Raw genomic sequence first — 25,258 nt, 5'->3', positions numbered from 1 at the left:
AAGGCGATACAGAAATATAAGGCGACACATTATGCATAAAAAAATTGCCTGCCACTACGTGGCAGGCAAGGGTACATGTTTTTAATTATTTCACCTGTCTACTTGACAGGGGCGGTTCAATATATACGAGTTACGCCTTTTTTCTTATTCATCAAAGATATTTACAATTTCACCATCAAGAATACGATTCATATTCTTAACGGCACAGAAGTTACCACACATAGAACATGTATCTTCTTTTTCAGGTGCTGCTTCAGCACGATAACGTCTTGCTTTTTCTGGATCAATAGAATACTTGAATGTTTCTTCCCAATCCAGCTTCTTTCTCGCACAGGCCATCTTATTATCTAAATCCATAGCACCAGGAATGCCTTTCGCAATATCTGCCGCATGTGCTGCAATCTTGGATGCAATAATACCTTCTTTAACATCATCTAGATTAGGCAGACGAAGATGTTCTGCAGGAGTGACATAACATAAGAATGATGCACCATAAGTGGCTGCAATAGCACCACCGATGGCAGCAGTAATATGATCATAACCAGGGGCAATATCAGTTACTAGAGGGCCTAATACGTAGAAAGGTGCACCTTTACAGATTGTCTTCTGGATTTCCATATTAGCGGCAATCTGATTTAAAGGCATATGACCAGGACCTTCAATCATCACCTGTACATCTTTATCCCATGCACGCTGTGTTAATTCTCCTAAAGTCACTAACTCACCAATCTGAGCCACATCAGTTGCATCAGCTAAACATCCAGCACGACATGCATCACCTAAACTCATAGTAATATCATATTCACGGCAGATATCTAAGACTTCATCATAATGTTCATAGAATGGATTTTCTTCTCCAGTCATAGCCATCCAGGCAAACATGATAGAACCACCACGAGAAACAATATTCATTAAACGCTTATTATTCTTAAAACGTTCATACATAGCTCTATTAATACCACAATGAATAGTCATGAAATCCACACCATCTTCAGCATGCATTCTTACAATATCTAACCATTCTTTTGCAGTAATATCTTTTAAAGCCTTATGATAATAAACTACAGCATCATAAATAGGGACTGTACCAATAATAGCAGGACATTCTTTAGTTAATCTCTTTCTAAAAGTACGTGTATCACCATAAGAACTTAAATCCATGATGGATTCAGCACCCATCTTGACTGCATTATTCACTTTTTCAATTTCTACATCCATGTCCTTACAATCTCTAGAAATACCTAAGTTGACATTGATCTTAGTCTTCAACATTGAACCAATACCACTTGGATCAATAGAAGTATGATTCTTATTACATGGAATAATAGCATGTCCTTTCGCAATATGTTCACGTAATACTTCTACATCCATAGATTCTTTTGCGGCTACAATTTCCATTTCAGGTGTAATGATTCCCTGTCTTGCAGCATCCATTTGTGTTGTGTAACTCATATACTTCCTCCTTTAAACAATAAAAAAAGGTATACCTGAGCATGTATACCTAAAAAAACAAAATTCCTACGCCGGCATTATCCGTATCAGGTTTTATGGGTCGAAATCCGATCGTATTTCTTCTCAGCCGTCGCGGCAGCTCCCCTTTTTTTATTTGGTTGATAGTGGTATATTACATCTTATATAAATAAAATGCAACGCTTTCATTAAAAAAATGTTACAAAATTATTGTGAAATTTTAAACGAATAGCGTAATAACGAAAACATTCTCATAATTATAAACTATGATAAAATAATAACGAGAAAAGTAGGTATATGGAGGAAACAATGTATAAATTACCAGAAGATGATCTCAAATTATTGAATAAACTATTGTTGATGAAAGATTTGAATCCAGAAGATGGATATTCTAAAGAGAAAGTGATTGAATATATTAACGCAGATAGAGAGTTGGAAGAAGCAGAACTTAACCAGATACGTAATTATGTATTAGATAAGAATCTCGAATATGGATTTTATAAGAATGGTGAACCAAATGAGTTAGGATATGCAACTGAAGAATTAGGTGATAAATTATATTATATTATGGAGGAAGAAAGTGATAAATAGATGTTTATGCTTTCTTTTTGGTTCTATTTATTATATGATTTTCATTGAGGGAGGACTTTTTAGAAGAGTCCTAACTTCTTAAGTAATGTGTATATCACTAACAAAGTTGTCAGCTGGATTAGTGATATCATCAGCTCTATGAATCTTGTTAATAGGTTTATAGAGTTTTTTTGTTAGAAGTATTTCATGTTATTTTATGACATCTTGTCAACAAAATATCACTTATTTATTGGATTGGTGAACTAATAATGTAAAGATGAAACATATTTACGAGAGTTTGGTTTCTATTTCTGAAAATTATAGAAATCACTTTCATTTCTATTTATAATTATTAGAAAGAGAAAAGGAGATAAGACAATGTTTAGAGACGACTTTTTATGGGGTGGCGCAGTGGCTGCTCATCAGTGTGAAGGTGCCTGGCAGGAAGGCGGAAAAGGAATCAGCTGTACAGATGTAGAAACAGCGGGAGATAACGTAACAGGAGCACCTAGACGTTTAACAGATGGTGTTCTTCCTGGAGAAGATTATCCAAACCATGTAGGTGTAGACTTCTATCATCATTATAAGGAAGATATCGCATTACTTGCTGAAATGGGATTCAAGGCATTTAGAACTTCTATTGCCTGGACAAGAATCTTCCCAAGAGGAGATGAAGAAACACCTAATGAAGAAGGTTTAAAGTTCTATGATGATGTATTTGATGAATTATTAAAATATGGTATTGAACCAGTCATCACATTATCACATTTTGAATTACCTTGGGCACTCGCAAAAGAATATGGAGGATTTAGAAATCGTAAAGCCATTGATATGTTTGTGAAGTTCGCAAAGGTATGTTTTGAAAGATATCAGCATAAAGTAAAATACTGGATGACATTCAATGAAATCAATAACCAGGCTGATCCGACTCAGCATAACTTAATCCAGGAAGGTGCTGTATTATTAAAAGAAGGTGATGATGCTGAATATTTAATGTATTTATCAGCACATCATGAATTAGTCGCTTCAGCACTTGCAGTTAAGGCAGCTCATGAAATCAATCCTGACTTAAAGGTTGGTTGTATGATTGGTATGAATGGTGTTTATCCAGCTTCTCCAAAACCAGAAGATATGATGAATGCCTTAGGTGCTATGCATCAGAAATATTGGTTTACTGATGTACATGCAAGAGGACATTATCCAAACTATATCTTAAAGAAGTTTGAAAGAAAAGGATACGATTTCATTACTGAAGAGGATAAGAAAATCTTAAGTGAAGGTAAAGTAGATTACATTGGATTCTCTTATTACATGTCATTCGCAACTAAGTATCAGGGACGTAATGAAAAGACATTTGATTACTTTAATGAAGACTTTGTAAGAAATGAATACTTGAAGGCTTCTGACTGGGGATGGCAGATTGACCCATTAGGATTACGCTGGTGCTTAAACTGGTTCTATGATCGTTATGAACTTCCAATGATGATTGTAGAAAACGGTTTTGGTGCTTATGATAAGAAAGAAGAAGATGGTACTGTAGATGACCAGTATCGTATTGATTACTTAAAGGCACATATTGAAGCAATGAGAGATGCAGTCACTTATGATGGTGTTGATCTTTTAGGTTATACTATGTGGTCTCCATTTGATATCGTATCTGCTTCTACTGGTGAATATGATAAACGTTATGGTTTCATCTATGTTAACTATAATAATAACCATGAAGGGGACTTCTCTAGAAGTAAGAAGAAATCATTTTACTGGTATAAACACGTTATTGAAACAAACGGTGAAGAATTATAATACTCAAGAGATAGCTGCGGCTATCTCTTTTTTAGCAGTCGGATTTGACAAGTGCTAAATAAAGACTATAATTATCAACAGGTGATAAAGATGCGTAACTATGTATTTGATTTTACTCATTCCTATAAAGGGGATTATCCACAGTTAACTTATTATGATTGTAGTGACATTGAAGGAACACGCTTATTCTGTGATCAACATGCAGAAAAACAATTAAAAGAGATGATAAGCAAGAATGGTATTTCTGGTATTCATTTTATTGATTCAGGCGATTATCATTACATCACTAAATTGATGACTGATTTTATTTATGAACCTTTTGATCTTGTTTTGATTGATCATCATACAGACATGCAATCTTCTATTGTAGGAGATATGCTTAGCTGTGGAAACTGGGCTAAAAAAGCTTTACAAAATCCTTTTCTTCATCGATTATACTTAATAGGACCAAGTAAACATGATTTAAAATCAGTGGAACGGAATAAAGTATTAAGTTTCAGCATAGAAGAACTTGATCAAGGTGCTACTATTCCTCTTGAAACGAAATATCCTGTTTATATTTCTATAGATAAGGATGTCTTAGATGAAAGATATGCCATGACAAACTGGAATCAAGGAGATATGTCACTGGGGATGTTAGAGGATGTATTAGCGCACTTCCTAAAAAACTGTGAAGTAATTGGTATTGATATATGTGGTGATGATCCTGATATTGATGATTATCCTACTTATATAAAAGCGGAAAGAATCAATAATCTTTCTGATGATGCACTTTATCAAACTGCTATGAAAATATTAAAAAGGAGACAAAAGAAATGAGAAAAGATTTTGGTGCACGTGCACTTACTTATCCACAGCCTGTCTATATGATTGGGAGTTTTGATAAGAATGATCATCCTGATTTAATGAATGCAGCATGGGGTGGCATTAGCGATACAATGGAAATTTCATTGAGTCTTTCTAGTGGACATAAAACAGTCAAGAATATCTTAAAAACACAGGCTTTTACTGTCAGTATTGCAGATGAAGATCATGTAGTAGCGTGTGATTATGTGGGTGTTGTATCAGGGCATAAGGAACCCAATAAACTAGAAAAAGCAGGTTTTACTTATACGCCATCTAGTAAAGTACATGCACCTATTATCAATGAATTACCTATATGTCTAGAATGTCGTCTCAAGGACTATGATTTAGATACAGAAATCATGAAAGGTGAAATTGTCAATGTATCTGTAGATGAACGTGTCTTAGATGAAACAGGAAGAGTCGATGTATCTAAAGTAAAACCTATCACGTTTGATCCCTTTAATAATCAATATGTAGGTTTAGGAAAGGTTGTTGGCCGTGCTTTTAAAGATGGTCTTAAACTAAAATAAGGACTCATAGAAGTCCTTTTTAATTAGTCTTTTTTAACTGTATGTAATTTATCTAATAAACCACTCTTTTTAAATGTAGGTGCTAAAGCTAAATAAAGTGCTGAGGAAATCACAATCGCAATGACTGCATTAGTAATAGTAGTCACTGCATTCCAAGATGCAAGAGCTAAAGCAGCTTGAGAAGGTGCACCAAGTAATACTGAAGTATAGAAATAAGAGAATAGTGGTTCAGCAATCACATTAAATAATAAACCTGCAAATGTAGAAGCGACTACACCAATCACTAACTGCTTACCTTCTAGTTTTTGGATCTTGAATACTCTATGTGCAACTAGACCTGTAATAACCCCAATACAAAACTTTAAGATAAATGTCTTTGGTGCAACTACTACATAAGTAGGATCAAGTAAATCACCAATACCCATACCAACTGCGCCTGCAACTCCACCAGGAACACCACCTAATAATAAAGCAGCCAATACACAGAATGTATTTCCTAAATGGAATGAAGTAGTTCCTCCTGGTGTTGGAATCTTAATCTGTAGGAATGTGAAGGCGATATAAGCTAAAGCCGCCATCAATCCTGTTACTGCAATTTTTAATGTTTTATTTTCTTTCATATAAAACTCCCCCTTTGATGAATAACACTATACATACATTCTGACATTATATAAATACTCAGTTATCAACTAAAAAAATAAGGTCAGTTTTAAAACTGACCTTATTCATGTACGATTTTTCCAAATAAGAAACGGATCAGAGGACCACAATAGAAAATCTGGAATAATAATGCGACAGGGAAGTTCATGAATGTTGTCTGGAACCAGACTGAAACATCGATGTTCTTGAATAATACAGTTGCGATTAAACTCATGCATGGACACATGATACAAACAATCATACATGAAATTGCAAGAGTAATCACAATAGGACGATCTGTAGGCTGTACAAAACGGAAAGCAAGCTTATGTGCTAAAGAATCTACAACAAGTAGTTCTAAAAAGAAAGCGACAGGCCACATGATAATCATTTCGTGGAAGGCAAGCAAAAAGACCTTGTTTGTCATTCCTCCGATATTTAATGAGATGTTGAAGAGAATCATGACATACACCATTAAGAATGACATCATGGCTGTAAATAATAAATTTTGTTTAAATGTTTTAGGCATTATAAAATGCTCCTTTCTTGAAATTACACAAAAAAAACAACACTTAATATAAGTGTTGTTCGTTATCAAGCCATGCTTGTGCGTTTCCAATAATACCCTAAATCAATATTCTTTTTTTGCATGACTTACTTTAATATATTTTAGAAAATATGTCAATAAAGTATTTTTTCTAATATTTCTATAGCCTGTGGTAACTTATCTAAATCGATAGAAGAGTAGTTCATAATGAAGGTATGTGATGTATGAGGTATATTCTTAAGATAGTAATGAGAAATAGCTCTTAGATGGATTCCTTCTTCTTTTAATTTATTGATAAGTGTTTCATCAGACATATGTGTATGAATTGTGATAAGGAAATGAAGACCAGCATCTTCCTTAGAAATAGTAATCATATCCTTTAAACTACTTTCTTCTAACATTTTTACAATCGCATCACGCTTATTATGATAATGGTTACGTAATTTAGTAATATGCTTATCAAAATAATGTTCATTAATAAATGATGCAAGAGTATATTGTTCGAAGTTAGAGACTGTACAGGCATAAAAAGAGAGCTTCTTATTATAGAGTTCTAATAAATGATGAGGAAGCACCATATAACTAATACGAATTGTAGAGGCAAGAGTCTTAGTAAAGGTATTCATATAAATGACCTTTTCACTTAAATCAATACTCTGCAGGGCAGGAATAGGCTGTCCACTTAAACGTAATTCACTGTCATAATCATCTTCTATAATATAGCGATGTTCCTTCTTATTTGCCCATCCAAGTAATTCATAACGTCGAGATACAGGCATAATAATACCAGTTGGGAAATGATGAGAAGGAGAGATATGTGCAATATCTACATCTAAATCTTCTAATTGGTTGACTAGTATTCCCTGCTCATCCATATCTATAGGAACACATTTTGCTCCCAAACTAGAATAAACATCTAATATTTTATTATAACCAGGATTCTCTACGGCATAGACAAGATCTAAACCTAATAATTGTACGAGTAATCCATATAAATATTCAGTACCCGCACCGATAATGATTCTTTCTGGTTCAACATCCATATTTCTGAATTCTTTTAAATGATGAGAAATCGCTTCTCTTAATTCATAAATACCACCTACTGGAGGATTAATCATTAGTTCTGATTGGTGTTCATTTAATACGTCCTTCATAAGTTTTGACCAGGTTGTGAAAGGAAACAAATGGGCTGGTGTCTGATTAGAAGAGAAATCACACCAATAGGATTCTTTCTTAATAGAAGGTTTATGAATCATCTTGGCAGGAATAAGTGGTGTCTTATTATTAATCGGAGATACATAAAAGCCTTTCTTAGGTAAAGAATAAATATATCCTTCAGCCATTAACTGCGCATAGGCATTCTCTATTGTAATAATACTAATACCTAGATTTTTCGCAAATGTACGCTTAGAAGGTAACTTCTCATCTGCTGTCAGATGTCCCTCTAGAATATCGTTCTTAATAAATGTATATAATTGCTGGTAGAGAGATTTATGATTATTTTCATCAAAACTATATGTAAGCATAGATACATCCTTTCTTTTCTAATCATTATAACGTAATCATTTGAAAAAAAGAAGAAAACAGCATAGAATAATCATATTAATGGAGGATAATCTATGGCGTTAACGGCTAAAAGAATTACAGAGAATTTTAAGGAATTAGAAGATCTTAATAATGAAGCATTTCCTAAAGAAGAACGTGTTTCTATTGAAAGAATGATTGATTTATCTCAAACTGGTATATCAGATCTTTATGGTGTCTATGATGGCGATATATTTGTTGGATTCTTTATGACAATGACATCTGATACATGTGTTTATTTATTCTATCTCGCAATCTGTTCATCACTTCGTTCTCATGGGTATGGAGGACGTACTTTAAAGTTGATGGATGATCTCTATCAAAGACAGATAGTATTGGATATGGAACCTTTAGATGATCAAGCAGATAACTATGAACAGCGTTTAAGACGTACTAAGTTTTATGCGAGTCATGGTTACCGTTCTAGTGGGTATCATTTATTCTATTGGAATCAGACATTTGATTTATTATGTACAAGAGGTCCTTTCCTAAAAGATGACTTTATTGAGATTACTAAAGAACTTCAAAGAGTTGTGGATGAATCAGGAGAAGGGGACTTCCATCCAAAGATGTTGAAGGCAGCCTATGATATTCTAGATATTATTGATTTATAAGAACCGAAAGGTTCTTTTTTTCATTTCCTAACACTTAGGAAGTTAAATTGAATGCATAAAGCACTCTAAACCATTACAATGAAGATATGGGAGGTTATACGTATGAATAATAGACAGCAGCGTATTATAGATATCCTTCATGATTATGATGAATGGGTGACAGGTAAAGAGCTTGCTTCTATGTTGTCTGTATCAGATCGTACAATCCGTTCTGATATTGAGCATATTAATAAAGAGTATGAATGTACTCTTATAGAAGCCAATCGTCGTAAAGGTTATCACTTAGACGGGATACTGACAAGTGTCAAAGGAATTACGACAAAGTCAGTCATTCCTCAGACATCTCAGGAACGTGTATCTTGGATCATTAAGGAATTATTGTTTAAACAGGAAATCAATCTCATTGAATTACAGGATCGTATTTATGTCAGTGGTTATACGATTGATAATGATTTAAGAAATATCAGACGTATACTCAATGAATATCCTTCTTTAAAAGTGGTACGTGTAAAGAACCACATTCGTTTAGAAGGTAATGAAAATGAGAAACGCTCTGTATATAAGCATCTATTAGAATCAGAAATCAAAGGAAACTTCACAAATATCAGTGCCTTGTCTCATTTATGGAAGGATTTTAATCTCATTGACGTGGTAGAAATCTTTAAGAATGTCTGCGCAAATAATCATTATAAGTTCAAGAATGTTAGTCTTCCTATGTTGATGATGCATGCGGGTATTGCGATTGAACGTATCAGGAATAAGAATTATTTATATGAAACACAGAGTGATTGTACAGGTATTGATTTAGAATATCGTGTCTCAAAGGATTTCTTTGAAGAATTATCACAAAAGTTTGGTATTCCTTATGTTGAAGAAGAAGTCGTTAAGTTTGCTTTCTTATTAGAAGGAAGAGGCAGTCATGTAGACTTAAAAGCAGAATCACAACAGTTAGTAGAAGAAGTATTATTAGACATTAAAGATTGTTTTGATATTGATTTTAGAGATGATGAAGAGCTTTACAATAGCTTAGTTATTCATATGCAGTCATTACTTGATCGTATTAAAGTAGATAAACCTAATACAACAGCTTATTTAAAGGAGATTAAAAGACAATATCCTTTAGTCTTTGAAATGGCGATACATGCCAGTGATGTCATTTCTAAAACTACAGGTAAACCTTTAGTAGAAGATGAAATCTCTTATCTCGCTTTACATTTTGGAACAGCTTATGAAAGACATATCAATACACAGAAATACCGTGTAGTCATGATTATTCCCCATAATCAGATGCTTGCGAAAGCATGTATGGATAAGATTGAAACACGTTTTAGAGAACGTATGGAAATTATTAAAGTATTCCCATTCTTTGAAAATAATATGATTGCATCACTTCATCCTGACTTGATTTTAACTGTTGTACCTTTACAGCATGAATTGTCTATTAAGACAGTATCAATCAGTTTATTTGTGAACTATGAGGATGAAAGTCAGATCTTCCAGGCACTCAATCAATTAGATAGAGAAAAATATCATGATCAGTTCTGTCATATTGTAAAGAAGCTGATTGGACAGGAAACATTCTTTATAAAAAAAGACATCGCATCTAAGGAAGATGCCATTAACTATTTATGTGATAATCTGATTCAGTTAGGCTATGCCACACAAGAATATAAAGAAGATGTATTTAAAAGAGAAGAAATGGCAGGAACAGCCTTTGTACAGGGTTTTGCGGTACCCCATGCCATTACAGTACAACCATTACGTTCTACTATATCCGTTATGGTCTTAAAGAATCCTGTGAAGTGGGGTAAGTATGAAGTACGTCTTATTCTCTTATTATCTATTAGTGAACAGGATAATCAGATGCTGCATACATTCTTTGACTGGTTATCCAATGTACTTATTGATTATAACCAGCTGATGCAGTTTATCGAAGTAGACAACTATCAACAATTTATGAAGCTAATGACAGCGTGAGGTAACATATGAAAAAACAACAACAGACTATTGCATCATTACCAAGGCGTTTTGGTGCATACTTATTAGATTGGTATATTGGTGCTCTTTTTACATCATTTCCTATCGCAATTGTGTCACAGAAGATTTATGGCACAATGAAGAACCAGAATCTATTAGAATACCCTCATCAATTAGGACTGATTTGTGGGCTATGCGCATTACTAGGCGCCATTATTTATTATGTCATTATTCCTTTAGTGATTAATAAGGGACAAACAATTGGTAAAAGAATATGTCATATTAAGATTGTAAAGAGTGATGGCAAAGATGTAGGCCTTAAAGAACTATTACTAAGAGAAGTATTAGGAGCCATTATTATTGAAGGAGTTCTATATTCTGCAAGTACAATATTACATCAGGTATTACAGATTAGTTTAGGTATTAATTTAGTTAAGCCAATGATGTATGTTGGATTTGCGATTACAATCGTGAGTGCTATTTTATGTTTAGTGAATAAGAAAGAACATCTAGCATTACATGATTATCTAGCACGTACTAAAGTAGTGAATTTTTCCTAAATAGAGGAAATCGCATTCACCACCTGAAAATAAATATAAGTTTATACTATGAGTTGTGAGATGGAGGAAATCACATGGAAGATTTAGAATTATTAAGTTTTAACATTATTTCTGCCGTGGGTACTGCAAAGTCACGTTATGTACAGGCAATGTATCTTGCTGAGAAGGGTGATTTTGATGAAGCTCGCGCAAAAATAAAAGAAGGAGAAGAAAGCTTTGTGAAGGGTCACGAAGCACATGCATCACTTATTCAGAAGGAAGCATGTGGTGAAAAGACAGTTCCAACAATTCTTCTTATGCATGCGGAAGATCAGCTTATGAATGCTGAAACAACAAAAATCATGGCTGAAGAGATTATCAAACTATCTCAAAGAATTAAAAAATTAGAAGGAGGAGAATAGGATGAAAAAGGTTTATTTATTCTGTAGTGCAGGTATGTCTACTAGTATTCTTGCAAGTAAGATGCAGGAAGTCGCAAATAGTCATAACCTACCAATCAAGGTGGCTGCTTTTTCTCATAACAAATTAGGAGAAATCGTTAAATCTGATTGTCCTGATTGTATTTTACTTGGTCCACAGGTTGAATATCTTTATGACGAAACAGTAGCTAACTTCGGGCACTTAAACATACCTATTTCTGTGATCGACCAGGATGATTACGGTATGATGAACGGTGAAAGAGTACTTAAAAAAGCTATTCTATTAATCAAAAAAAACAATAAATAATAATTAAAGGGAGTACTTAAAGTATGATGAAACAACTTGAAAAGTATTTAATGCCTTTAGCGGAAAAAATTGGGCGTAATAAATACTTAATGTCAATTCGTGATGGTTTCTTAGTATCAACACCATTACTTATTGCAGGATCAATTTTCTTATTAATCGCAAACTTTCCAATTACAGCTTGGACAAAATTTTTAGAATCAACAATTATCAATCAGAAAACAGGTGAGACACTTGCTGCATTCTTATCAAAGCCATCTGATGCAACATTCACTATCATGGCAGTATTTGCGGTAATGGGTATCGCTTATTCATTTGCTGGTCAGATGAAGACAAACAAGATCTTCGGTGCTGCCTGCGCACTTATGTCATGGTTCCTAATCATGCCATACTCAATCACTGGTAATGTTGCTGTAGGATCTAAAACTATTGAAGCAACTCTTTCTGGTATCCCATTAGGATGGGTTGGTGCAAAGGGTATCTTCGTAGGTATCATTACTGCATTCCTAAGCGTACATATCTATGCTTGGGTAGAAGGTAAAGGCTGGACAATCAAGATGCCAGCTGGTGTTCCACCAACAGTTGTAGAATCTTTCTCAGCATTGATTCCAGCAACATTCGTAATGACTTTCTTCTTCCTAGTAAACTTAATGTTTGGTTTCTTAGGAACAAACGTATTCCAGATTATCTTTGAATTCTTACAGACACCATTACTTAACCTTGGTGATACATTAGGTGCAATGGTTGTTGCTTATATTTTCTTACACTTATTCTGGTTCTTTGGTATCAATGGTGGATCAGTAGTAGGTGCTGTATTTAACCCAATTCTTCAGACTTTATCAGCTGAAAACATTCTTTTCTTCACTAAAGGACAGGGTACAGGTCATATCATCTGTCAGCAGTTCCAGGACTTATTCGCTACATTTGGTGGATGCGGTTCTACATTATCATTATTAATCGCAATGTTATTATTCTGTAAATCTAAACGTATTACAGACTTAGGTAAACTTGCTTTAGTTCCAGGTATCTTTGGTATCAACGAACCAATCGTATTTGGTTTACCAATCGTATTAAACCCAACTATGCTTATTCCATTCATGTTAGTACCAACAGTAAACATCATTATCTCATACTTCTGTATGGCTCTTAAGATTGTTCCAATCTGTTCAGGTATCAACATTCCTTGGACTATGCCACCTATTATCTCAGGTTTCTTAGCAACTAACTGGGTAGGTGCACTGCTTCAGGCTGCTTTAATCGTTATTGGTGTTATTATCTATATGCCATTCATCAAGGTACTTGATAAGCAGTACTTAAATGAAGAAGCTCAGGCTCAGGCTGCTAAAGAAGAAGACGACATTGATTTAGACGACTTATCTTTTGACGATCTATAAGAAGGAGAGACGAAACATGAAAATCGTAATGATTTATGACCAGATCCAGTCTGGTAAAGGGATTAAAGATGATCACATGGTACCTTTAGGACTAGTAAAAGAATCATGTGGACCTGCTATTATGATGGAACCATTCTTAAAACAGGTAAATGGACATGTTGTATGCTGTTTATATTGTGGAGATGGATTCTATGAAGCAAATAGTGATGAAGTCAGCCGTAAGCTTTGCGCAATGGTAGAAAAAATCAAACCAGATGTTGTTGTATGTGGTCCATGTTTCAACTATCTTGGCTATGGGCGCATGGCTGCACGTGTCGCTTATGATATTAACGAAAAAACTCATTCACATGCTATGGCTGCAATGAGTATAGAAAATGAAGAGACAATTAATGAATATAAAGACAAGGTTCATATCATCAAGACACCTAAGAAGGGTGGTACTGGTTTAAATGAATCATTAGAAGGAATCTGTCAGCTTGCCAAGGCAATGTGTGAACAGAAAGATGAAGACATCGTTGCTTCTAAATATTGTTTCTAAATTAACTTGAGGATACGTGAGGACGTATCCTCTTTCGATAAAAGGAGGATATTAGTATGTACGGTATTATTGCTACTTGGAGAATGGCTTTAGAAGGTATTACAAAAGCAGATGAAATGTTAAAGAATCATGGAGATGCAGGAGATGCAATTGTTGAAGCTGTTAAGGCTGTAGAAGATTTCCCATATTATAAATCAGTAGGTTATGGGGGATTACCTAACGAAGAAATGATTGTTGAATTAGATGCGGCTTATATGAACGGAAATACTCTTTCTGTAGGATGTGTTGGTGCAATCAAAGACTTTGCCAATCCTGTAGAAATCGCAAGAAAATTATCTCATGAAAAGGTCAACAACTTCTTAGTTGGTTCAGGTGCTGAAAAGTATGCATCTAAGAATGGTTTTGAAAGAAAGAACATGCTCACTGAACGTGCTGAAATTCATTATCATAATAGATTAAAAGAAATGACTCAGGAAATTAAACCTTATTCTGGTCATGATACAGTAGGCATGGTCTGCTTAGATGAAAATGCAAAGATGACTTCTGCAACTTCTACGAGTGGTCTATTTATGAAGCGTTCTGGTAGAGTAGGTGATTCACCTGTATCTGGATCAGGTTTCTATGTTGATAGTGAAGTCGGTGGTGCAAGTGCTACAGGACTTGGTGAAGATGTAATGAAGGGCTGTGTCTCTTATGAAATCGTAAGAATGATGAAAGAAGGTATGCATCCACAGGAGGCATGTGAAAAGGCGGTTAATACATTCTCTAAAGAATTAATCAAACGTCGTGGTGAAGCAGGAGATATGTCTTTAATCGCTATGAATAATAAAGGTGAATGGGGATGTGCCACAAATATTGAAGGTTTCTCATTTGTAGTTGCAACTCCAGAACTTGAACCAACTGTATTTGTAGTAAAGCATGAAGGTGAACATAGCGTGTTTGAAAAAGCAAGTCAGGAATGGCTAGATGATTATATGCGTACAAGAATAGCCCCATTGGTAAGAAAATAATGAATGAAGAAATACTAAAGGCTGTTGATGAGATTGCAGATGAGATGATTGAAGGCATCAAGCGTATTGTACGTATTGATAGTGTAGAATCTGAGGCTGTGAATGATGCTCCTTTTGGAGAAGGTGTACGCCATGCACTTGATGAAACACTCCAGTTATCTCGTGATCTTGGATTTGAAACAGTGGATGTTGATCATTATATCGGTTATGCACGTTATGGTAAAAGTGATGATTATGTATGTGCCTGTGGCCATTTAGATGTTGTACCAGTAGGTGAAGGCTGGAAACATCCACCATTTAGTGCTTATGAAGAAGACGGTGTGATTTATAGCCGTGGTATTCTAGATAACAAGGGTCCTATTCTTTCATGTCTTTATGCCCTTACTGCTTTAAAGAGACTTGGCATAAAGCCTGAAAGAGAAGTACGTATCATCTTTGGCTGTGATGAAGAATCAGGATTTGAGGATTTAAAATATTATTTAGATCATGAAAAAGCACCTATTGCCGGCTTTACACCAGATTGTAAATATCCTGTTGTTTATGCTGAAAGAGGACGTGCTGTTATCAAAGTGAAAGCTGATCTAGATCATTTGATTACTTTTATGAATAAGTATATCTTAAATACACAAAACAAAGGTGAAAGACTTGGTATTGATTATAAGAATGATGAGTTTGGACAATTAGAAATCCGTAACTATCATTTAACTAAAGAAGACTTCAGCTTTTCTATTAGTTATCCAGCAGGAATTACACTAGAAGAAATACTTGATAAACTCAATCGTATTGAAGGGTATGAGTATGAAGTCGTGTCTCATTTCAAGCCTGTTTATTTTGATAAAAAGGCACCTATGGTAGAAATCATGAAAGAGACATATGAATATGTAACGGGTAATGATGGAACTCCTGTGACTACAACAGGTGGTACCTATGCAAAAATGATGCCTCATATTGTCCCATTTGGACCTTCTTTCCCAGGACAGAAAGGTATTGGACATAATCCCAATGAATGGATGACAAGAGAGGATCTCATTACGAATGCTAAAATCTATGCCTTAACACTTTATCAATTATCTAGAAAGGAAACAGAACTATGATTGAAGTATGCTGTGGAAGCTATAAGGATGGCTTACGTGCTTATAAGGGTGGAGCAACACGCATTGAATTAAACAGTGCCCTTTATTTAGGAGGTTTAACACCTTCTGTGGCTTCATTAAAACTCTTAAAAAGAGAAACAACACTGACTATTATTTGTATGGTTAGACCTCGTGGTGCTGGTTTTACTTATGATGAAATAGAATATAAACAGATGTTATTAGAAGCAGAAGACCTATTAGAAAATGGTGCAGATGGTCTCGCTTTTGGTTTCTTAAAGAGTGATCATACAATTGACGAAAAGCGTACAAGAGAATTTGTAGAACTTATTCATAAATACCATCGTACGGCTGTATTCCATCGTGCCTTTGACTGCTGTGATGATTTAGACCATGCGATGAGTCAATTAATTGAACTTGGCATTGATCGTGTTTTGACAAGCGGTGGTCAGCCTACTGCGATAGATGGAGCAGACAAGATCAAATCATTACAAGAAAATTATGGTAAGGATATTGAAATTCTTGCAGGAAGTGGTGTGAACTATAATAATGCATCCTCTTTAATGAAACATACAGGTATCTCACAGGTACATTCTTCTTGTAAGGATTATGAAGAAGATCCTACAACTTCAGGCAAGTCTGTCACTTATAGCTATTATACTGGCACACATGCCAATGATTATGAAAGTGTGGACCAGGAAAATGTCGAAAAACTTGTCAGCAGCCTACAAAACAAATAAAAGATATATTATTACTTTCTTTGCGGTGTTCTTTTCGGCACTCTTACAGACATTTGTTCTTCAGACATTTTTGAATCCTTCTGACCTTTTATCAAGTGGTTTTACAGGTATTGCGATTCTAATTAATCGTATCAGCATGCTTTATGGATATTCATTATCTATTTCCACACTTGTGATTGTACTCAATCTACCTGTCGCAATTGTATGTTATAAGACAATAGGTAAGAAGTTTGTTTTCTTCTCTTTCTTACAAGTTATCTTCTTCAGTATTTTCACAAGGGTATTATCATTTGATCCATTATTTGATGATGTGATCTTGAATGTCTGTTTTGGTGGATTCCTTTATGGATTTGCGATTGCGATTGCCTTAAGAGGTAATGCAAGTACTGCTGGTACGGACTTTATCGCTTTATATGTATCTAATAAAATGAATAAGTCAATCTTCGAATATATATTTGTTTTCAATACCTTGATGCTATGTGTATTTGGATTCATGTTTGGCTGGATTCATGCAGGATATTCTATTTTATTCCAATTTCTCTCAACTAAAACGATTGATACATTCTATAAGCGATATAAACGTGTGACTTTAGAAATCACTACAATTCATCCTGAAGAATTACGTAAAGCGTATATTGCACAATATCGTCATGGCTTGACTATGCTTCATGGTGAAGGTGGCTATAGTGGTCATCCTCTTACTATGATTCATACTGTCGTGTCAAGCTATGAAGTACAGGATATTGTTGATCTCATGAAGAGTGTTGATCCTCATGTTATCATCAATATATTACCAACAGAAAACTTTGTCGGTGGATTCTATCAAAAACCACTCGATTAACAGGCTTCGGCCTGTTTTTTTGCATGAAAAAACCTCTCAGATGAGAGGTTAAATGCTTAATTCTTCTATACTATAAGTGTTTTCTTCTTTGAAGTATTCTTCTGTTTCTGCAATGACTTCTTTTCTAAGTCCAATCAAACCGATGAGGTTAGGGATTGCCATACAGCCATTGACGATATCTGCAAGAATAAAGATAAACTGTAATGACATAAATGGACCTATCGCAATAAGAATAATGAAGATGATCTTATAAATCTTGATAGAACGAATACCTGCAAGATAATACATACATCTTTCACCGTAGTAGTTCCATCCAATAATTGTAGTAAACGCAAAGAAAATCAATCCAATATTTACAATATATTCACCAATAAATGGAACAATAAGTCCTCTATTAAAGGCAAGTGATGTAACTGCGGCTCCTTCTAAACCGCTTGTATTTGCACCAGTGATTAAGATTGCAAGACCAGTCATTGTACAGATCACCATTGTATCAATAAAAGTACCAGTCATAGATACAAGTCCCTGTTCTACACATGAATCAGTCTGTGCAGCAGCTGCGGCAATAGGAGCACTTCCTAAGCCACTTTCGTTAGAGAAGATTCCTCTACTAATACCCATCTTCATAGCAACACCCATACCCGCACCAAAGACTGCTTTAATATCAAAAGCTGAGGCAAGTACTATCTTTAATACATGAGGAATCATTGGAAGATGTGTTACTAGAATAAGTACAACACCACCAATATAAAATACACACATAAATGGAATTACTTTTTCAGCGACTGCCGCAATTCTATGAATTCCACCAATTGTGATAAAACCAACAAGAAGAGTAAGAATAATCGCACTAATCCAATAAGGTACATGGAAAGAAAGATGCAATGCATCAGAAATAGATCTTACCTGAGTGAATGTACCAATACCTAAATAAGCGACAGCTACACCAAAGAAGGCAAATAGACTTGCGAGAAACTTATTGTGTAAACCTTTTTCAATATAATACATTGGACCACCTGCAATCTGTCCGTTTTCATCCTTTGTACGATACTTAATAGCGAGTACCCCTTCAGCATATTTAGTGGCCATACCAAAGAAAGCTGAAATCCACATCCAGAATAATGCGCCAGGACCACCTGCAGAAATCGCAGTCGCTACCCCTACAATATTACCTGTTCCAATCGTAGAACTTAAGGCAGTACACAATGCCTGGAAACTAGAAACGTCTCCTTCATGATTTTCATTCTTCTTGAAAATCAAAGAGAAAGCTTTCTTTAATCTTACAAACTGAATAAACTTTAAATGAGTAGTAAAATAAATACCTGTTCCAAGTAGTAACAGGATAAGGGGCATACCCCATACGAGATTGTTGACTTGTGTTAAAAATTTGGTCATAAAAAAACTCCTTCTAATAAATTAGACGGAATTAATAGTGAAAAGTATAAGTCACTGTCCTTTTACCTGAGAGTGTTACTCCTTCGGTGCTCATTATGAGTCTCTCCAGTGATTCGTCCAATAGCGATCCTTTTACCTGAAATCTTCCATCCTTCGGTGTTCTTACAAAGAATCTCTTTCGCTACTATCATCCGTTCTTTTACAAGGAAACATTATAAACAGAGATTATTATAAATTCAATGTTTTTTTATTTTAAAAGCTTTTGTATAATAAGAGAAAAGGGGAATAAATTTATGAATATCGTATGTTATGGGGATTCTAATACTTATGGATTTAACCCTCTTGATGGGGGACGTTATGAAACAAACTGGGTGGATATAGTAAGAGAGAATTATAAAGATGATTTTATCGTCAATGCAGGACTTAATGGCAGACTTGCGGAACCTAGACAATTCTTATATGATGTTACCTTACGTCAATATGCACCTATTGGATTATTAGTTATTATGCTAGGGACAAATAATGTAGACCACTTAGAACCTGTAGAACATATTACAGTAGGTCTTCATGTGATGTTAAGACGTGCCCTGTCTAAAGCCGAACATATATTACTTCTTGCACCGCCATATTTAAGAAATGATGAAGAAAGATATCAAAGAAGTAAAGAACTCAATAAGAAGTTAAAAGTATTTGCAGATAGCTTTCATGCAGATTTTATTGATGTAGAAGAAGTAGTAAGTGAACTTGCATTTGATGGTATTCATCTTACACAAAAGGGACATGAACAGCTAGGAAAACAATTGTAGACTATATAAAGAAATCCTTATAATGGGATTTTTTTGTATGCTCAAAAGTGCTATACTTCGACACTAGGGGGATTAAGATATGACAAAGAATATGACAGAAGGACATCCATTAAAACTCATTATGATGTTCGCATTGCCTTTATTATTGGGTAATATATTCCAGCAGACTTATAATATTGTGGATACTGCAATAGTAGGTCAGACACTTGGTGCCAATGCACTTGCGGCAGTAGGCTCTACTACTAGTGTACAATTTCTAGTATTGGGATTTTGTATTGGTATATGCTGTGGGTTTGGTATTCCTATTGCCCAGTCATTTGGTGGAAATAACTTATCTAAGATGCGTGATTTTATTTATCATAGCATCATTCTTACAATTATCATTGGCGCAATATTAACTGTAGGATGCTGTTTATTATGTATGACTATTATACATATATTACAGATACCAGCTGAGATTGCATCACGTTCTTATATATATTTATTAATAATATTCATAGGTTTACCATGCACGTTATTATATAACTTATGTTCAAGTATATTACGTGCTGTAGGAGATAGTCGCACACCATTCTTATTTCTTGCTTTTTCTGCTTGTCTCAATATTGTGTTAGATTTATTTTGCATTATTATTTTAAAGCTCGATGTCGCAGGAGCAGCCCTTGCGACAATTGTGTCACAAGGTATCAGTGGTATCTTATGTCTTATACTCATTAAGAAACGTTTTACAGTATTACATATAGAAAAAGAAAATAAAGTAATAAAGTCATCCATCGTTAAGAATTTACTTGGTATGGGACTTCCAATGGGATTACAGTACTCTATTACAGCGATTGGCTCTATGGTCATGCAGGGCGCCAATAACTCTTTAGGCGCTACTTATATGTCTGCTTTTGCAGCGGCAGCTAAAATCAAACAGCTTGCCATCTGTCCATTTGATGCATTGGCCACAGCAGCTTCAACTTTCGCAAGTCAGAACTATGGCGCAAAGAAATATGATCGTATCAAAAAAGGAGTCATACAAACTGTTGTTGTAGGTATTATCTATGGCGTGATTGTAGGAATCTTATTGATTCTATTTGGTAGAATATTCTCAATGTTGTTTATTTCATCAAAATATAGCGCAGTCCTTGATGCATCCGCAAAATATATTACCTATATGGGATATTTCTATTGGGTTCTTTCAATTCTCAATGTATGCCGTCAGACAACTCAGGGGATTGGTTATTCCGGACTCGCAATATTCTCTGGTGTCATTGAAATGATTGCAAGATGTTTTGTATCATTGGTATTTGTACCGATAGCTGGTTATACCGCAATTTGCTGTGCTGATCAGACAGCCTGGATTGTTGCAGCACTTTATTGTGTATTCACTTTTAGCTATTGTTTCAAAAAGATTCAAGAAGAATGACGATATTCAAGAGGTGTCATATGATACCTCTTTTTAAATTGTGTATTAAAATAGCTGGGACGACTAAAGCCGCACATTTTTGAGATAGATACAATAGAATAATCAGTAGATAATAACTCAGCACTATGCACTAAACGTAATTCATTCAAATAAACCATAGGAGAAGTATGAAGATATTGAGAAAAAATACTACAACATCTTGAACGACAGATAGAAATAGAGTCTGCCATATCCTTGATGGTGATCTTTTGAGAAAGATGCTCTCTCAAATAATGAATCATTTCTAACATCTTATCATAATCGTCTAATGGTTTACTTTCTGGAAGAATTGTACTAACTAAATGTACAAGCTCTGATGCAGAAGAGAGAATTAAAAAGGGATTCATTTCTGGAATATTAAGTAAACCATATAGCTTAGTGATGAGTGCATGAATTGTATGATCATGGATAATTATATAAGGGGCATGTTCATGATTAAAGAATGAATCAAAATAACTTAAAAGTGATTCATGTATACTAAAAGCTTCTCTTTCGATAGAGACAGTCATTAAATGGGCTGTAGAAGAAAGTCTTGCATGAATAATATGAGTATTAATCATAAAGGCTTCACCTTTATGAATAGTAATTGATTCTCCATTAATTAAATAGGATACTTCTCCATGAAGACAATAAATGAACTCTAAAGAATCGTGATCATGATAAATCATATCATTTTCTGTATTTTCAATATGCTGGGTATGAATGGGAAACATGATAAAACTCCTTATAAACGATAGTGATATTATTATAAATATAAAATAGATATTAATCAACAAAAATATACGATAATGATATAAATGAAAGAAAACGCGATAATTATCAAGTGAAGTTGATGAGCTTAATGAATGTAAACGGTGACATTTCATAAAAACAGACTTCTAAATATACAATATTGATATGAATGAATAATAAGAATTGATTATAGTTCTATACTATATACGATAATGATATGTTTGTGTATAATGTTAAGAATATGTTATAATTTGATTCGAGGAGCTGATAGGATGAAAGAAGAATTATTTGATGATTTAATATTAGAAAGAGGTTATGAATATGCCCAAGAAGGGGCAGTTGATCATGTACGTAAAGTAGGAGAAGTAATCTATGCCACTGTTCATGGGACAGAGGATTATCATGTAAAAATAGATGATAATGATATGTTCTGCGATTGTCCCTATGCTAAAGAGGGGGCGCATTGTAAACATATGGCTGCTGTTTTGTATTATTTAGAGAGTCATCCTGTTTATGATGAACATACAATTATTGATGCATTAAGTGAGAAGCAAGCTAAACAACTATTAAAGAAAATATTAAAAGATCATCCAGAATATTTAGATCAACTACCGCAGGTAGAAAAGAAAATAGAAATCAAAGAAAGTGTGGAAGAGGCTTTTAGAAATCATCCTGATGTTAAATCAGCTCGTAGTTATATTGTGAAATGTATGGATGATTATATGGATATAGATATACTTATTCATACATTTAAAAATTATTTGGAAGATAAAGTCGTATCCAAATCTTTGATTGATTACTATAGTACACTTGATATTAAAAAAGCGATTTTATTTGTGAAATCATTAAAGACAGATAAGCCTTCTATTAAAAAGATGTATCAATCTTATTTGAAGGATTTATATTTAAAAGATAATGATAGAGAATCTTATTTAGATATTTTATGGACACTAGTAAGAGAAGATGGACAGATAGATTTCTATCGTGAATTAAAAAGACAATATACAAAAGAGGAATGGATTCTATTAAGAGACGATCTTCTTAATAGTCTTCCACCTCGTGCAAGACTTGATAAGATTTATTTAGAAGAAGGTATGTATGATCAGTTATTAAATCTTGTCATTCAAACACCTGGTTTGTATATTCTAGAAGAGTATTATCATGATTTATTGAATTATCCTGAGCAGCTATTAAATAAGTATTTAGAGGAACTTAAACCTCTTGTAGGTAAACAGGATATCACTCATTATCTCGAAGAAATAGAAGAGATTCCTGGAGGCGTGCAGTTTATTTCTTTAAATCAATTGAGAAAATAAGGCATTTTAAGCGTATAAAAAGAGTAGGGAGATATAATCTCTCTACTCTCTTAATTTTTCTAATCCCATGATAAAGAAACTGATGATTAATAATAAGCTTGATACCCAGATAACATGAATAGATTTTCCTTGGGAAAATAAACCACCAAATCCTGCACCAAGTCCAAAAAAGAAAATAATTCCGTAATAATAGAATGCACGTCTAAGTGATGCTTTATTATGTGTTTCTGTATAATCAGCTAAAGCACTTGTACCATTACGAATATTCCCAATACACATTGTAGAAGCATAAGAATAACCACTTACTTTTCTAAATGTCTGTACCTGAAGCGCACAAGAGAATGAGACAAGAATAGTCGCTAAGCTATCTAAATGATGAGGAATGAGTCCTACAAAGAATAGAATCACTATTTCTAATACAAGTATACCCTGTCTCCAATGCATCTTTTGGGCATATTTAAAGCGGGAATGCACAATATCGGCAATAAATATTCCTGATGCAAAGGCGATTAAAGGTAACAAATACTTTAAGGCAATCATCCATTCTCCACTCATGATATGATTACTTAATAATACGACGTTACCTGTCTGGGCATTAGAATAAACACCACCACGTGCAAAATAAGTATAAGCATCCTGAAAGCCACCAGACATGGCAAGGAAGATACTATTTATAAAAGCTTCAGACATCTGTCTTTCACGTAAAAACCATTGAATAAGTTTGTCTTTCATAACATACTCCATTGTAAATTTAAATCAAATGCATTATACTGAATGAACAGAAATATGTAAAAAGTATTTTTGATATACTGATGATATGATTATTATATGGGAGGACGCTTATGGCAAACTATGATTATTACAGAATATTCTACTATGTAGCACAATACCAGAGCTTCACAAAGGCAGCAGAAATGTTAAGGAACAACCAGCCTAATATCACCCGTTATATCAATAACCTAGAAAGTGAACTAGGCTGTAAGCTTTTTATTCGTTCTAATAGAGGTGTTAAATTAACACCGGAGGGAGAAAACTTATTTGAACATGTTGCCATTGCTCAGGAACATTTAAGGCTTGGAGAAAGTGAACTACAAAAAGAAAAAGAATTAAATAGTGGTTTAATTACTTTAGGTGTCAGCGAGAATGCATTACGTATATTCCTTCTAGACCATCTAGAACGTTTCCATGAACAATATCCACATGTTCGCCTGCGTATCACTAACCATACTACACCAGAAGCATTAGAATCATTAAGAAATGATTTATGTGACTTCTCTGTTGTTACAACACCAATAGACTTACCACATTTATTACAGGTCTCAGTACTTGATCATTTTGAAGATATTCTTATTTGTGGGAAGAAGTATAAGGAACTCTCATTGAAACATCATTCTTTAGATGAATTCAAGGATACACCTTTTGTTTCGCTTACAAGTCAGACAGGAACAAGGAATTTCTATAATCAATATTTCTTAGATAATGGTGTTTCTTTCCATCCTGATATAGAAGTCTCTACAACTGATCAGATTATCCCTCTTATTATTCATAATTTAGGTATTGCTTTCTATCCTAGAAAGCTAGCCCAGCCATACTTAGATAAGGGAGAAGTCTATGAAATCCCGTTGTTTCAATCATTACCGCATCGTAAGGTCTGCTTAGTGAAGGATCCTAATAAATCACAAAGCATTGCCTCTAGTAAATTGATTGAATCACTTATACATCGTTAAGGAGAAAATTATGCCACTACTTATATTTATGATAGGTACTTGTTTTGGCAGTTTTATATCTTGTATGTCACATCGTTATATTACTCATGAATCAATACTTGGAAGAAGTCATTGTGATTATTGTGGACATACATTACATGTATTAGATTTAATTCCAGTCTTATCTTATATATTACTTAAAGGGCAATGTCGTTATTGTCATCATAAACTCAATAAGAGTCTGCTTGTTCATGAACTAATGTGGACCCCGTGTCAAGGACATTAAATAAAAAGGCGCTTAAAAATGATTAGAAATAAAGATATCCTCTAGGTGTAAATTAACCAGGAGGATATTTTTATGTGTAAACTATATAAA

The 25,258-nt window shown here is 34.2% G+C and carries 27 protein-coding genes and 3 riboswitches; of the genes, 20 read left to right on the top strand and 7 right to left on the bottom strand.

Annotation, left to right across the window (positions count from 1 at the left end; all coding sequences use genetic code 11):
* Positions 1-144 precede the first annotated feature (144 nt).
* Positions 145-1,452, bottom strand: coding sequence for a phosphomethylpyrimidine synthase ThiC (gene thiC / locus H8909_RS08975; protein ID WP_187012583.1), 1,308 nt, complete (start codon positions 1,450-1,452; stop codon positions 145-147).
* 46 nt (positions 1,453-1,498) lie between these two features.
* Positions 1,499-1,608: riboswitch (TPP riboswitch) on the bottom strand.
* A gap of 171 nt (positions 1,609-1,779) precedes the next feature.
* Between thiC and H8909_RS08970 the strand changes: the two genes are divergently transcribed.
* The 4 genes from H8909_RS08970 to H8909_RS08955 all read left to right on the top strand — a co-directional run bounded on the left by H8909_RS08970 (position 1,780) and on the right by H8909_RS08955 (position 5,219).
* Positions 1,780-2,061: a hypothetical protein gene (locus tag H8909_RS08970; protein WP_187012582.1), complete on the top strand. Its 282-nt coding sequence runs from the start codon at positions 1,780-1,782 to the stop codon at positions 2,059-2,061.
* Between the two features lie 357 nt (positions 2,062-2,418).
* Complete coding sequence (locus tag H8909_RS08965; RefSeq protein ID WP_187012581.1) at positions 2,419-3,843, top strand: 6-phospho-beta-glucosidase; 1,425 nt, start codon at positions 2,419-2,421, stop codon at positions 3,841-3,843.
* Positions 3,844-3,933: 90 nt separating this feature from the next.
* Positions 3,934-4,662: an arginase family protein gene (locus H8909_RS08960; protein ID WP_187012580.1), complete on the top strand. Its 729-nt coding sequence runs from the start codon at positions 3,934-3,936 to the stop codon at positions 4,660-4,662.
* Positions 4,659-5,219, top strand: a complete 561-nt coding sequence (locus H8909_RS08955; protein ID WP_187012579.1) for a flavin reductase family protein — start codon at positions 4,659-4,661, stop codon at positions 5,217-5,219. The genes H8909_RS08960 and H8909_RS08955 overlap by 4 nt, the downstream gene beginning before the upstream one ends.
* Positions 5,220-5,242: 23 nt before the next feature.
* On the opposite strand, the gene H8909_RS08950 is transcribed toward H8909_RS08955, so the two are convergent.
* From H8909_RS08950 to pdxR, 3 genes are all read right to left on the bottom strand, one after another.
* Positions 5,243-5,839, bottom strand: coding sequence for an ECF transporter S component (locus H8909_RS08950; RefSeq protein WP_187012578.1), 597 nt, complete (start codon positions 5,837-5,839; stop codon positions 5,243-5,245).
* Positions 5,840-5,940: 101 nt separating this feature from the next.
* Entirely contained in the window at positions 5,941-6,387 is a 447-nt protein-coding gene (locus H8909_RS08945; protein WP_187012577.1) for a DUF2798 domain-containing protein, read from the bottom strand.
* A 152-nt stretch (positions 6,388-6,539) separates the two neighbouring features.
* Positions 6,540-7,931, bottom strand: a complete 1,392-nt coding sequence (gene pdxR / locus H8909_RS08940; protein WP_187012576.1) for a MocR-like pyridoxine biosynthesis transcription factor PdxR — start codon at positions 7,929-7,931, stop codon at positions 6,540-6,542.
* 93 nt (positions 7,932-8,024) lie between these two features.
* On the opposite strand from pdxR, the gene H8909_RS08935 reads away from it, so the two are divergent.
* The 11 genes from H8909_RS08935 to H8909_RS08885 all read left to right on the top strand — a co-directional run bounded on the left by H8909_RS08935 (position 8,025) and on the right by H8909_RS08885 (position 17,477).
* Positions 8,025-8,603 (top strand): GNAT family N-acetyltransferase, encoded by a 579-nt coding sequence (locus H8909_RS08935; protein ID WP_117458425.1) that lies wholly within the window; start codon positions 8,025-8,027, stop codon positions 8,601-8,603.
* A gap of 102 nt (positions 8,604-8,705) precedes the next feature.
* Complete coding sequence (locus tag H8909_RS08930) at positions 8,706-10,580, top strand: BglG family transcription antiterminator (protein ID WP_187012575.1); 1,875 nt, start codon at positions 8,706-8,708, stop codon at positions 10,578-10,580.
* An 8-nt stretch (positions 10,581-10,588) separates the two neighbouring features.
* Complete coding sequence (locus tag H8909_RS08925) at positions 10,589-11,140, top strand: RDD family protein (RefSeq protein ID WP_187012574.1); 552 nt, start codon at positions 10,589-10,591, stop codon at positions 11,138-11,140.
* A gap of 74 nt (positions 11,141-11,214) precedes the next feature.
* Positions 11,215-11,541: a PTS sugar transporter subunit IIA gene (locus tag H8909_RS08920; protein WP_006504762.1), complete on the top strand. Its 327-nt coding sequence runs from the start codon at positions 11,215-11,217 to the stop codon at positions 11,539-11,541.
* A 1-nt stretch (position 11,542) separates the two neighbouring features.
* A complete protein-coding gene (locus H8909_RS08915) occupies positions 11,543-11,866 on the top strand; it encodes a PTS sugar transporter subunit IIB (RefSeq protein ID WP_006504763.1) in 324 nt (107 codons plus the stop codon).
* A gap of 23 nt (positions 11,867-11,889) precedes the next feature.
* A complete protein-coding gene (locus H8909_RS08910) occupies positions 11,890-13,257 on the top strand; it encodes a PTS sugar transporter subunit IIC (RefSeq protein ID WP_117458428.1) in 1,368 nt (455 codons plus the stop codon).
* A 16-nt stretch (positions 13,258-13,273) separates the two neighbouring features.
* Entirely contained in the window at positions 13,274-13,795 is a 522-nt protein-coding gene (locus tag H8909_RS08905; protein ID WP_006504765.1) for a GrdB-related putative oxidoreductase, read from the top strand.
* A 56-nt stretch (positions 13,796-13,851) separates the two neighbouring features.
* Positions 13,852-14,805 (top strand): glycosylasparaginase, encoded by a 954-nt coding sequence (locus tag H8909_RS08900; protein ID WP_187012573.1) that lies wholly within the window; start codon positions 13,852-13,854, stop codon positions 14,803-14,805.
* Positions 14,805-15,899 (top strand): Sapep family Mn(2+)-dependent dipeptidase, encoded by a 1,095-nt coding sequence (locus H8909_RS08895; RefSeq protein WP_187012572.1) that lies wholly within the window; start codon positions 14,805-14,807, stop codon positions 15,897-15,899. The genes H8909_RS08900 and H8909_RS08895 overlap by 1 nt, the downstream gene beginning before the upstream one ends.
* Complete coding sequence (locus H8909_RS08890; protein ID WP_187012571.1) at positions 15,896-16,636, top strand: copper homeostasis protein CutC; 741 nt, start codon at positions 15,896-15,898, stop codon at positions 16,634-16,636. Before H8909_RS08895 ends, H8909_RS08890 begins: the two co-directional genes overlap by 4 nt.
* On the top strand, positions 16,599-17,477 hold the full coding sequence (locus tag H8909_RS08885; protein WP_187012570.1) for a YitT family protein: 879 nt from the start codon (positions 16,599-16,601) through the stop codon (positions 17,475-17,477). Before H8909_RS08890 ends, H8909_RS08885 begins: the two co-directional genes overlap by 38 nt.
* A 48-nt stretch (positions 17,478-17,525) precedes the next feature.
* Here H8909_RS08885 and H8909_RS08880 read toward each other — a convergent pair whose 3' ends face one another.
* Positions 17,526-18,872 carry an alanine/glycine:cation symporter family protein gene (locus H8909_RS08880; RefSeq protein WP_187012569.1) on the bottom strand — a complete coding sequence of 449 codons (1,347 nt, stop codon included), beginning with the start codon at positions 18,870-18,872 and terminating at the stop codon, positions 17,526-17,528.
* 45 nt (positions 18,873-18,917) lie between these two features.
* Positions 18,918-18,986, bottom strand: a riboswitch (glycine riboswitch).
* A riboswitch (glycine riboswitch) is annotated at positions 18,987-19,063 on the bottom strand.
* A gap of 102 nt (positions 19,064-19,165) precedes the next feature.
* Between H8909_RS08880 and H8909_RS08875 the strand changes: the two genes are divergently transcribed.
* The gene (locus H8909_RS08875; protein ID WP_187012568.1) at positions 19,166-19,678 is read left to right on the top strand and encodes a GDSL-type esterase/lipase family protein; all 513 of its coding nucleotides are present in this window, start codon (positions 19,166-19,168) and stop codon (positions 19,676-19,678) included.
* Positions 19,679-19,757: 79 nt separating this feature from the next.
* On the top strand, positions 19,758-21,089 hold the full coding sequence (locus tag H8909_RS08870) for an MATE family efflux transporter (RefSeq protein WP_187012567.1): 1,332 nt from the start codon (positions 19,758-19,760) through the stop codon (positions 21,087-21,089).
* On the opposite strand, the gene H8909_RS08865 is transcribed toward H8909_RS08870, so the two are convergent.
* On the bottom strand, positions 21,077-21,841 hold the full coding sequence (locus tag H8909_RS08865; protein ID WP_187012566.1) for a helix-turn-helix transcriptional regulator: 765 nt from the start codon (positions 21,839-21,841) through the stop codon (positions 21,077-21,079). The two genes, H8909_RS08870 and H8909_RS08865, sit on opposite strands and share 13 nt — an antisense overlap.
* Positions 21,842-22,132: 291 nt before the next feature.
* Here H8909_RS08865 and H8909_RS08860 point away from each other — a divergent pair, with 291 nt between their 5' ends.
* Positions 22,133-23,176: an SWIM zinc finger family protein gene (locus tag H8909_RS08860; RefSeq protein ID WP_187012565.1), complete on the top strand. Its 1,044-nt coding sequence runs from the start codon at positions 22,133-22,135 to the stop codon at positions 23,174-23,176.
* A gap of 42 nt (positions 23,177-23,218) precedes the next feature.
* On the opposite strand, the gene H8909_RS08855 is transcribed toward H8909_RS08860, so the two are convergent.
* Positions 23,219-23,908 carry a YoaK family protein gene (locus H8909_RS08855; RefSeq protein ID WP_226793136.1) on the bottom strand — a complete coding sequence of 230 codons (690 nt, stop codon included), beginning with the start codon at positions 23,906-23,908 and terminating at the stop codon, positions 23,219-23,221.
* A 110-nt stretch (positions 23,909-24,018) separates the two neighbouring features.
* On the opposite strand from H8909_RS08855, the gene H8909_RS08850 reads away from it, so the two are divergent.
* Entirely contained in the window at positions 24,019-24,903 is an 885-nt protein-coding gene (locus H8909_RS08850; protein ID WP_187012563.1) for a LysR family transcriptional regulator, read from the top strand.
* A gap of 10 nt (positions 24,904-24,913) precedes the next feature.
* A complete protein-coding gene (locus H8909_RS08845; RefSeq protein ID WP_187012562.1) occupies positions 24,914-25,168 on the top strand; it encodes a prepilin peptidase in 255 nt (84 codons plus the stop codon).
* The last annotated feature ends 90 nt before the right edge of the window (positions 25,169-25,258 follow it).

Origin of the sequence: Catenibacterium faecis (genome assembly GCF_014306455.1) — a bacterium.
GTDB classification, from domain to species: domain Bacteria; phylum Bacillota_I; class Bacilli_A; order Erysipelotrichales; family Coprobacillaceae; genus Catenibacterium; species Catenibacterium mitsuoka_A.
This window is presented reverse-complemented; position numbering and strand designations above follow the sequence as displayed.

What these genes read in the sequence shown, in the direction of transcription:
- H8909_RS08955 (WP_187012579.1), top strand. Translation starts at nt 4,659, where the DNA reads ATGAGAAAAGATTTTGGTGCACGTGCACTTACTTATCCACAGCCTGTC.
- thiC (WP_187012583.1), bottom strand. Translation starts at nt 1,452, where the DNA reads ATGAGTTACACAACACAAATGGATGCTGCAAGACAGGGAATCATTACA.
- H8909_RS08965 (WP_187012581.1), top strand. Translation starts at nt 2,419, where the DNA reads ATGTTTAGAGACGACTTTTTATGGGGTGGCGCAGTGGCTGCTCATCAG.
- H8909_RS08925 (WP_187012574.1), top strand. Translation starts at nt 10,589, where the DNA reads ATGAAAAAACAACAACAGACTATTGCATCATTACCAAGGCGTTTTGGT.
- H8909_RS08890 (WP_187012571.1), top strand. Translation starts at nt 15,896, where the DNA reads ATGATTGAAGTATGCTGTGGAAGCTATAAGGATGGCTTACGTGCTTAT.
- H8909_RS08910 (WP_117458428.1), top strand. Translation starts at nt 11,890, where the DNA reads ATGATGAAACAACTTGAAAAGTATTTAATGCCTTTAGCGGAAAAAATT.
- H8909_RS08970 (WP_187012582.1), top strand. Translation starts at nt 1,780, where the DNA reads ATGTATAAATTACCAGAAGATGATCTCAAATTATTGAATAAACTATTG.
- H8909_RS08950 (WP_187012578.1), bottom strand. Translation starts at nt 5,839, where the DNA reads ATGAAAGAAAATAAAACATTAAAAATTGCAGTAACAGGATTGATGGCG.
- H8909_RS08960 (WP_187012580.1), top strand. Translation starts at nt 3,934, where the DNA reads ATGCGTAACTATGTATTTGATTTTACTCATTCCTATAAAGGGGATTAT.
- H8909_RS08915 (WP_006504763.1), top strand. Translation starts at nt 11,543, where the DNA reads ATGAAAAAGGTTTATTTATTCTGTAGTGCAGGTATGTCTACTAGTATT.
- H8909_RS08920 (WP_006504762.1), top strand. Translation starts at nt 11,215, where the DNA reads ATGGAAGATTTAGAATTATTAAGTTTTAACATTATTTCTGCCGTGGGT.
- H8909_RS08895 (WP_187012572.1), top strand. Translation starts at nt 14,805, where the DNA reads ATGAATGAAGAAATACTAAAGGCTGTTGATGAGATTGCAGATGAGATG.
- pdxR (WP_187012576.1), bottom strand. Translation starts at nt 7,931, where the DNA reads ATGCTTACATATAGTTTTGATGAAAATAATCATAAATCTCTCTACCAG.
- H8909_RS08885 (WP_187012570.1), top strand. Translation starts at nt 16,599, where the DNA reads ATGTCGAAAAACTTGTCAGCAGCCTACAAAACAAATAAAAGATATATT.
- H8909_RS08855 (WP_226793136.1), bottom strand. Translation starts at nt 23,908, where the DNA reads ATGAAAGACAAACTTATTCAATGGTTTTTACGTGAAAGACAGATGTCT.
- H8909_RS08930 (WP_187012575.1), top strand. Translation starts at nt 8,706, where the DNA reads ATGAATAATAGACAGCAGCGTATTATAGATATCCTTCATGATTATGAT.
- H8909_RS08880 (WP_187012569.1), bottom strand. Translation starts at nt 18,872, where the DNA reads ATGACCAAATTTTTAACACAAGTCAACAATCTCGTATGGGGTATGCCC.
- H8909_RS08935 (WP_117458425.1), top strand. Translation starts at nt 8,025, where the DNA reads ATGGCGTTAACGGCTAAAAGAATTACAGAGAATTTTAAGGAATTAGAA.
- H8909_RS08860 (WP_187012565.1), top strand. Translation starts at nt 22,133, where the DNA reads ATGAAAGAAGAATTATTTGATGATTTAATATTAGAAAGAGGTTATGAA.
- H8909_RS08905 (WP_006504765.1), top strand. Translation starts at nt 13,274, where the DNA reads ATGAAAATCGTAATGATTTATGACCAGATCCAGTCTGGTAAAGGGATT.
- H8909_RS08870 (WP_187012567.1), top strand. Translation starts at nt 19,758, where the DNA reads ATGACAAAGAATATGACAGAAGGACATCCATTAAAACTCATTATGATG.
- H8909_RS08945 (WP_187012577.1), bottom strand. Translation starts at nt 6,387, where the DNA reads ATGCCTAAAACATTTAAACAAAATTTATTATTTACAGCCATGATGTCA.
- H8909_RS08900 (WP_187012573.1), top strand. Translation starts at nt 13,852, where the DNA reads ATGTACGGTATTATTGCTACTTGGAGAATGGCTTTAGAAGGTATTACA.
- H8909_RS08875 (WP_187012568.1), top strand. Translation starts at nt 19,166, where the DNA reads ATGAATATCGTATGTTATGGGGATTCTAATACTTATGGATTTAACCCT.
- H8909_RS08850 (WP_187012563.1), top strand. Translation starts at nt 24,019, where the DNA reads ATGGCAAACTATGATTATTACAGAATATTCTACTATGTAGCACAATAC.
- H8909_RS08865 (WP_187012566.1), bottom strand. Translation starts at nt 21,841, where the DNA reads ATGTTTCCCATTCATACCCAGCATATTGAAAATACAGAAAATGATATG.
- H8909_RS08845 (WP_187012562.1), top strand. Translation starts at nt 24,914, where the DNA reads ATGCCACTACTTATATTTATGATAGGTACTTGTTTTGGCAGTTTTATA.